6 protein-coding genes are annotated in these 6,183 nt (G+C 41.5%); 2 read left to right on the top strand and 4 right to left on the bottom strand.

Annotated features, from left to right (window positions below; genetic code table 11):
- Positions 1-178: 178 nt before the first annotated feature.
- Positions 179-1,279: a glycerophosphodiester phosphodiesterase gene (locus tag AB7942_RS29965; protein ID WP_369449708.1), complete on the bottom strand. Its 1,101-nt coding sequence runs from the start codon at positions 1,277-1,279 to the stop codon at positions 179-181.
- A gap of 644 nt (positions 1,280-1,923) precedes the next feature.
- Between AB7942_RS29965 and AB7942_RS29970 the strand changes: the two genes are divergently transcribed.
- The gene (locus tag AB7942_RS29970) at positions 1,924-2,361 is read left to right on the top strand and encodes an MFS transporter (protein ID WP_369449709.1); all 438 of its coding nucleotides are present in this window, start codon (positions 1,924-1,926) and stop codon (positions 2,359-2,361) included.
- A 356-nt stretch (positions 2,362-2,717) separates the two neighbouring features.
- On the opposite strand, the gene AB7942_RS29975 is transcribed toward AB7942_RS29970, so the two are convergent.
- The 3 genes from AB7942_RS29975 to AB7942_RS29985 form a co-directional block, all read right to left on the bottom strand.
- A complete protein-coding gene (locus AB7942_RS29975) occupies positions 2,718-3,023 on the bottom strand; it encodes an NIPSNAP family protein (RefSeq protein WP_057277240.1) in 306 nt (101 codons plus the stop codon).
- Positions 3,024-3,365: 342 nt separating this feature from the next.
- Positions 3,366-3,515 (bottom strand): hypothetical protein, encoded by a 150-nt coding sequence (locus AB7942_RS29980; protein WP_369449710.1) that lies wholly within the window; start codon positions 3,513-3,515, stop codon positions 3,366-3,368.
- Positions 3,515-4,366, bottom strand: a complete 852-nt coding sequence (locus AB7942_RS29985) for an SDR family NAD(P)-dependent oxidoreductase (protein WP_369449711.1) — start codon at positions 4,364-4,366, stop codon at positions 3,515-3,517. Before AB7942_RS29985 ends, AB7942_RS29980 begins: the two co-directional genes overlap by 1 nt.
- A 290-nt stretch (positions 4,367-4,656) precedes the next feature.
- Here AB7942_RS29985 and AB7942_RS29990 point away from each other — a divergent pair, with 290 nt between their 5' ends.
- Positions 4,657-5,307: a TetR/AcrR family transcriptional regulator gene (locus tag AB7942_RS29990; protein ID WP_369449712.1), complete on the top strand. Its 651-nt coding sequence runs from the start codon at positions 4,657-4,659 to the stop codon at positions 5,305-5,307.
- The last annotated feature ends 876 nt before the right edge of the window (positions 5,308-6,183 follow it).

Genomic DNA, 6,183 nt, shown 5'->3' on the forward strand with positions numbered 1-6,183 from the left:
ATGGCTAGTTCTTACTCGACGGGAATCCCACCCGCTATATGATACGACCTAGGCTCGGCCGCACAAGCACCCGTTAGATTAATAAGCACTTTATTCTTCCTCAATGTATTTTGCATTAAATTCAGCATAAGAAAAAACGACGGAAAAATTCCCGTCGAAATAGTGATTATTATGTATCTCACTTTTTTGGAGCCAAGTAGCTTTTTGGCAGCTCTAGACCGCGCTGCTCCATGACAGCACGAAGTCGGTCAGGGTAGTCGGTGATGATCCCGTCGACACTGTCATCCATAAGTTTATTCATGGTTGGCTCATCGTCGATTGTCCAAGGAATGACCTTCATGCCGTACTTGTGGGCTTCCTGCACCATATCCTTCGTTACGTATGGCTGATAGTTCGCATCTGTGATTTTACCGTCTTGCGGAAAACCGTGCACAGGGGAGATGGCATCGGCACCGAATGAGTGGGCTGCCGCCACAAGATTACCTCCGAAGTCGTCGATGTCAATTCCACCCAACCATGGTGAAGCACCTAGTTGACCAGGCTGCAAGAACTGCGGACCGTTGGTCAGTGCGACGAGCGGCAAGCGCGGCTCGACCTCGTGCATGCGCATGAGTGAACCCCAGTCAAAGCTTTGGATGGACACCCGATTAATCATTCCAGCTTCACGAACCTCGCGGGCAACAATCTGTACGAACTCTTCACGTGGAGCAGTCTGCTCTGGTGCACCTGCTTCTACCTTTGTCTCGATGTTCATCCACACCTTGTTGGCATGATAACGCTTAACGAGATCGAATATCTCGCTTAGCATCGGCATCCGCGCTCCGGGGCTCAATGTCTGGCCTGGGAATTGTGATAACTTTAGCGAACCGCAGTCCAGTGTACGCACCTGGGCAAGTGTGAGATCCTTGATATACTTGCCGACATATGGATATTGAATGTCGCCAGGGAATGCCGGGCCTGTATCCTGGCACTTGGCACCCGAGATTTTGCGGTCATGTGTGATAACGGCTTGGTGGTCCTTGGTAATCTGCACGTCCATCTCAAGTGTGCTCACTCCAACTTCGAGGGCGCGGGAAAACGACGCGATTGTTGATTCACTGGTAAGGCCGATTCCACCGCGGTGCGCCTCCAGGTCGAACCCTTTAGGACCGAAGCTTTTTGAATCTTCGGATATGGATGAGTTCTCAGCAGCCGAAGCTGATTGCGCGGTCAATTGGCCGGCACCTGTATACACCATGAAGGCCGCCATCGTTGCTAGTACGAACTTTTTCTTTGTCATATTCTCAACTCCCTAAAACTTATAATATAGTACCTTATAAGCTTAGTTGAACGACGTAAATTCTCTATTAAAAACATATTAAGAGATGGTAAATAAAACTATGTAAATTATCATGGTTATTTCGACTTACACAGTCTCTAAACCTAGCAAATATTTCTATTAATGATAAAAATAATTCTTATATTAATAAAGAAAGATGTTAACCTTTTATTATTTATTTGTTAATTTAGCAACATTCATAAAAGAAACAGCCAAATTTTTGACTTCTTCATCCACTAAACTGCTTCGATAGTTGAAGATTATCGTACCGTATTAATTTCAATAATCAAGTCTATAATTCCTCAAAAATAGATTTTTTAGGGAGAGATTTATTTTGCTTTTATCAAAAGCCTGGGAAACTTATGAATCTGATAAACGAATTGAAGGGTTCTCGCAACAAACATTGAAAGCGTATAAACTTCAAGCGTTGTTGGTTATACGATATTTTAAGGACGTAAAACTCGAAACAATTACCACTATCCAATTAAAAGACAGGGGTAAGATCAGTACTATTTGTTGTATTAGCATGGGTACTTTCACATAACATTCTTTATACTTATATTGCACCTTACCTGGACCATATAGGACTAACCCAAAAGATTGACATGATATTGCTTATATTTGGAATAGCAGCATTAGTTGGTATTTGGGTTATTGGAATATTAATTGACCATAAACTACGTTCGTTGGTTTTAATCAGCATCGCTGGGTTCGGTTTGGCATCTGTGACACTAGGCATTAGCATGAATCAAACTATTGTCATCTATCTTGCAGTTACTTTATGGGGTCTTACATTTGGTGGAGCCGCAACACTTCTGCAAACTGCGATTGCGAATGCTGGTGGAGATGGTGCAGATGTTGCTCAATCAATGCTTGTAACAACTTGGAACTTAGCTATTGGGGGCGGAAGTGTGGTTGGAGCATTCCTTTTGGAAACCGTTGGAGTATTTTCTTTCCCTTGGGCAATGTTCTGTATATTGCTAGTTGCATATATTGTTGTATGGAAAGTTAAAACACCTGGTTTTACTCCAAAACACAAATAGAACAAATAAGAATAGAGCTCAAAAAAACATGCTATCCAATATTGGATTGTGTGTTTTTACATTTTCAGTTAGATACTCTTTGCCTATTTTTCTTAATGGCCAGGCAAGCACTTTATATCCTGCAATTACAGTTTAAGTAATAATAGCTTTTATCAATGTTCTCTCCCTCTAAAAAACTTACTTATAAAATTGAAAATAGTATCAAACTTTATAGAAATGCTTGAGTTTTCTTATTCAACTATCCTGCTTCGTTAGTTCCGTAAAAAAAAGGTTGCCGCAGCAACCTCCCTTATTGAGTAAAGCACCTGTTAGCTTAACAAGGTATGTATAGATTATTTTTCAACTTTAATGTATGTTCATTCGAATATAGGACGCATAAAGCTTCTCTCATAACTTAAAATACATTTAGTCTCTTCTGCAAATTTATATGCTTCTTGACATTCTGCATCCAATGCCATTTTTACTCGGTACTCTTCATATGCTGCTAAACTTGGGAAAGTGAATAATGCATAAGCAATATTATTAGCACCCTCATGTGGAAGGAAATAACCCTGATGTGTACCGCCTAATTTATTAACTAATCGAATCCACATCTTACCGTATTCCTCGAACTCATTTAATTTATATGGGTCAATAACATATTTCAAATAGCATGTAACCATTTTAATCCCCCCAAAAAATCTATTTTTTTCCATCATAACATATAATTCGACTAACCTGCCCCGTTAGTACAATTGGTTACTCCATGTACTTCCACCTCTTTATCCTACTAGTAATTTAATCAAACTCCACCCTCTTTCGAGGTGTAGCTTTTAAATAAAGTTTAATCAAGAATATCTCGAAAACCCACATTTTACGATAAATAAAAAGAATCTATTTTGAAAAAAGATTGATCAAAATAGATTCCTATCCAGAATATTTCAGTTTGATTTTTATAAAAAATTTTAATCAATTTCAGTGTATCTAAAGTTTATTCTGCCTTCTCGAATTGAATGTGCCAGCTTTCAATGACTTTCCCGGCCGGGCTGATCTCTGAAACAAGCCTGTGCTTCACCGGCGTGCTGGCCGTCCATATGATCACGGTCAGCACCTGTTCGGTCCCGGATGGGTTGATGGACAGAAGCATTAGCTGAAATATTTGCCGAATTAGCCATCAGTGCGCCTCCTGGATCATCCATCCTGCAAGATCGGACGGACCGGCCGGCTTCTTATTGTTGGCGGAGCCGTCGCGTGGACGAAGCATGCCGCCAACGAGACGAAGTCCCTGTTTCCTCGTCATGAATCGTCCGATCTGTGTACCTATATAATTCTGTGTACCCGGAACGGCATACAGCTTCCCGTCCTTCAATGCCCGAAGCGCAACTTCCACGACTCGCTCCGGTGTGTCTTTCTTACCGACGGCGGCTTCTTCCGTGCCTACGACGTTGAAGAAGCCGGTGTCCGTCGCTCCGGGACAAAGCGTGAGAAATTGGACGCCACTGTTGCGGTTTTCCCACCACAGGGCTTGGGTAAACGACAAGACGAAGGCTTTCGTTGCTCCGTATACGGCCATATAGGGAAGGGGCTGAAATCCGGCGGTCGATGCGACATTGATAACGGCCCCGGAGTTTCTACACAACATATCCGGCAAGAACAAGTGCGTCATATCTACAACAGCGGCAACGTTGAGCATGACTTCCTCATGCTGGCGCACGCCTGACACTTGTTCAAACAAACCGTGCGTGGCAAAGCCTGCGTTGTTGACCAGCAGTTCAATCTCTAAATTCAGAAGTTGACATTGCCGATATAACTCGCCTGGCGCGCCCTCTTTGCCAAGATCGGTAGGAATCACCTCGACCTTGACGCCGTGCTTCTTTCTAAGCTCCGATGCCAGGTTCTCCAGCTTGTTTTTCGATCGGGCTACGAGTACAAGGTCGCCACCCTCTTTGGCCAATTGTCGGGCGAATTGCTCTCCGATACCGGATGAAGCTCCCGTGACAAGCGCCCAATTTCCTTTTATGTTCATTGTGCAACTCCCCTATCTACTTTTTAATAATTAGGAAACAGTGTTACTTTGTCCTTGAAAATAATTCCTGACTCTCATAAGATTCAAAAATTGTGATGCGTTTCGGTAACACTGTTTCTAATTGAAATCATTGTAACTAAGCTTTTTAAGAAAGTCAACATCGTTTTTTGTATCGTTGGTTTTAAGCATCCCTCGCCACATTGACAACGGTCCGACAATTATATTAAAATTCCAGTTAAGAGCTGGAAACATTGTTTCTTATCAAAATGTATTAATTGAGGGTGATAGCGATGACAGACCAAAATAATTCCGTCGCTGCAAATACGCAAAAGTTGGAAACGTATCAGGAGGCTCGCTTGAAAAATATTGAAAATCTTCGAAAGCTCGTCGTCGATACTGCGGCAACGATTTTGTACGATGAGGGTCCTGAAGCTGTGACGGTGCGTAAAGTTGCGCAGAAGATGAATTGCTCTACCAAAATCATATACAACCTGTTTGTCAATAAAGATGGACTGGCTCAGCAGCTTTATCTCGACGGCTGTAAGCTTCTCGCCAACGAATTCGAGGGAACGCCGCGCGCTGACGATCCGATACAGCAGCTGATTAATTTAGGCGAAACCTTCTGGCAATTCGGACAGCGTTACTCCGGTTATTACAAGCTGATGTTCGGAGGAGCCTTTGCGGATTTCAAACCAGACGAGGAGAGCATACACGGCACCGTAACTGCTATGCGGCAATTGTTGACGGTAATTGGTAATGCGCAAGAGCAGGGACTGATTACCGGTCCGTATGACACGGAAACCATCGTCCGTATCTTCTGGGCGTCGCTCCACGGTGTTATCCATCTTTACATGTGCGGACATTTTGGTGATGTGCAGTCCGCACATGCCGTTTACAAGCAAACGTTGTCTTTGGTTGTCGGTTCGTTATTTTCGAGTTGAGGCTTCTAGAGAGGAAACAAAGCACCTTAGGGTGTCTTTTCTTTATTTTTTTAAAACGTCGCAACTTTATTTCAAAACGACACGAGGGTATTTTTTTAATACAAGCAACCTTGATAAATGAATAAATAGAAAGGGCATGTTTTGAAAATGATTACTCAAAACATGCCCTTATACTATTTAATTGGATTATTCTTTTATAAAAAAGATTGAACATTTTTATGTTCCTTAATGAACTAACGCACCCGTTAGCCATCCAGGCAGCACAAAATCAGTGCTGCACCACAGAGAATGAAAATGGTTAGGAAGTGTCAATACTGTTACTGACCTTTATCCAGTCAACCCTAATCCATAGACTTATTAATTATCGCTCTCCTCTTTTTTTTACGATTGAGCCGGGTCTTCTTAAGCATTGTCATTTTTCTAAACTTGAAGATAGTTATTTTCATGGTAGTTGAAGTACAAACTTTCACAAAGAAATGACTTCTATACGCACCTCTTTTTCGGTAATCCTAATCTTTCATACTGCCTTTGTAAATAGTAGGGCTTCCTCCTTAAGATTCTGAGTTAGATTGGACTCTATACTCGTATCTTACTGAGGGGCTCTATTTTTTTCAAACCTGATATTTAACAATCTACAGGAATGCTAAACTGCTCAGTTAGTTCAACAAGATTAAAGCAGTATTGTCAAACGTATCTATAATAAAATGACAAATTTATGAATCTGGCGAAAAACTCTTTTCAATTTCAGTTTTAATTGATATTATTCCTATTAAAACAGTAGGAATAGTAGGTGTTTCCGAAAATGTCTTTGTATGAAAAATTACCAAGTGATTTTTTGATTCAATTTTATTATGAAGTGAAGAAAATGATTTCAAA

The sequence above is a fragment of the Neobacillus sp. BF23-41 genome (genome assembly GCF_041106275.1).